Here is a 2557-nt window from a genome sequence, read left to right as displayed (position 1 = left end):
ACGGACCGACCCCTGCCTCACCAGCCCCAGCCCAGGTCGCGGATTCCGCCGGGATACGCAGTGGTCCGCCGACGTCCGTGGCTGTTGCTACACCGGTTGCTACAGCAGATCGAGAGCCAACCTCTTCGCCACGATCCACGCTACGAGCTTGGGAAACCTGCGCGGTTACCGTTGCTGACCTGGTCCAAAGCACTCCCGCCCAGGTCAGCAACGGTCCAGCTCTCGCCAGAGACCACAGATCGGACCACATGCTGACCGTTGCTACGGACACGCCATCCCGGTGACCTCGGCGGTGCCGTGCCGGTTGCCCGCCGGAGCCCGCGCTCTCGGGTCCATTCGGGCGTGGAGGCATCGCTTCGTCGGTGGCCGTCAGGCAGCTGATTACACGACGGGCTGTATGCCATTGCCCTACAGAAGGTGCTGTCTCGCGGTACCTGCCGACGATTCGGGTCCGTGGCGGACGACTTCACGGGGGTTCTACGTCTCTGATGGGCGGTGAGGGGTCGGGTCCCGAGGTGGGCAACCGAACCCCGATCCTCTACGATGGGGATCATGGCTCTGACCTGCGGCGTTGCACTACCGCCGGACCGCTGCAGAACGGGCCTCAGATCAACCCCGGAAACCGCCTGTGACCTGCGAGTTTATCTTCGGGTCAGTGATCATCCCTGGAGGGATTGAAACATGGCGACATCGCTCCGGAGGCAAGCGACAACTGGTGTCAGTGATCATCCCTGGAGGGATTGAAACATGCCCTCAGGGCTCATCAACCGCGCGAGGCGCCGTGTCAGTGATCATCCCTGGAGGGATTGAAACAGCGGCGCCGTGCCGGCGAGCGGCTCAGGGGGCACGGTCAGTGATCATCCCTGGAGGGATTGAAACCCCTACGTGGTGAGTCCCGCAAACCAGTTGATGTTGGTCAGTGATCATCCCTGGAGGGATTGAAACTTCGCAACCGCCGCGGCACCGGTACCGCCGGTGGCGTCAGTGATCATCCCTGGAGGGATTGAAACCTTCCTACACTCGTCCCTGTTACGTCGATTGTAAGTCAGTGATCATCCCTGGAGGGATTGAAACTTACTGGCGAGGTAATTCGACAATGCGTCCGCGAGTCAGTGATCATCCCTGGAGGGATTGAAACTGATGACCCTGGCTGCAGGCACCCGCACGATGCCCTGTCAGTGATCATCCCTGGAGGGATTGAAACCACAGCTCAGGGTATGCAGGGCATTCACTGTTCGGGTCAGTGATCATCCCTGGAGGGATTGAAACCCATTTGTATCTGACGTGTACGGGTACGACGTCCGCGGTCAGTGATCATCCCTGGAGGGATTGAAACGTGCAGGTGTCGGTACAGGAGCGGGCTCAGGCGCGGGTCAGTGATCATCCCTGGAGGGATTGAAACCCGTACACCGCGATCCGTCCGACGGAAAAGGGCTGGTGTCAGTGATCATCCCTGGAGGGATTGAAACCCCTGGCCTACATCAAATACGCCGGCGAGGCGGCCGGTCAGTGATCATCCCTGGAGGGATTGAAACATCATGAGACCGCCAGCGTGGATGCTGGCGGTAATCGTCAGTGATCATCCCTGGAGGGATTGAAACCCGAGCACTGCCGCTCCGCCGTCTTTGTTGATAGTGTCAGTGATCATCCCTGGAGGGATTGAAACCGGGCATTGCTGGGGCTGTTGGTTTTTGGTGGTGTCAGTGATCATCCCTGGAGGGATTGAAACCGCCCACCGACCCGCGTGCGCGAGCTGCGTCATCGCGTCAGTGATCATCCCTGGAGGGATTGAAACATACTCGGCTAGCACAGCCTCCAAGCTGATGGCGTTGTCAGTGATCATCCCTGGAGGGATTGAAACTCGGTGAGGTCGACGAGCACGCGGGTACGGTCATCGTGTCAGTGATCATCCCTGGAGGGATTGAAACGCGCGCCAGCGACAGGAGGCGACATGGACGAGGCGACGTCAGTGATCATCCCTGGAGGGATTGAAACCTGCGACCGAGGTTAGTACCATGTACTCATCCCCGGTCAGTGATCATCCCTGGAGGGATTGAAACCCCATAGAGTCGTGGGCGTCAGTCTGGCGAACACCGGTCAGTGATCATCCCTGGAGGGATTGAAACTGCCGAATCGCTCGCGCTTCTTCGATCTCAGCGCTGGTGGTCAGTGATCATCCCTGGAGGGATTGAAACGCGACCGTAGCGATCTTGCCGGCCCGTTCCGCCGCCAGTCAGTGATCATCCCTGGAGGGATTGAAACATCTCAGTCATGCTTATATTCGACCTCGATCCAAAACGTCAGTGATCATCCCTGGAGGGATTGAAACTCTATTGAAAACCTCTTTCCGCTTCCGTTCATGTCAGTGATCATCCCTGGAGGGATTGAAACATAAGGGCGCGGGGGGCAAGATCCAGCGTGACCGCGTCAGTGATCATCCCTGGAGGGATTGAAACCTGTAAGCAACCTGAGGCTGTCTCCCGGCTGCCCGCTGGCGTGCCCCCTGCTCGTTTTTCGTATGCCGTTGGCGTGCCCGGTGCTGGTCTCCGGTGGTCGC

1 CRISPR repeat array is annotated in these 2557 nt (G+C 59.3%).

The features are described from left to right. Nucleotides 1-651: 651 nt before the first annotated feature. A CRISPR array of direct repeats spans nt 652-2456; the repeat unit is 30 nt; unit sequence GTCAGTGATCATCCCTGGAGGGATTGAAAC. Nucleotides 2457-2557 lie beyond the last annotated feature (101 nt).

The sequence above is a fragment of the Protofrankia sp. Cas4 genome, assembly GCF_963555915.1.
In the GTDB taxonomy this organism is placed as follows: domain Bacteria; phylum Actinomycetota; class Actinomycetes; order Frankiales; family Frankiaceae; genus Protofrankia.
This window is presented reverse-complemented; position numbering and strand designations above follow the sequence as displayed.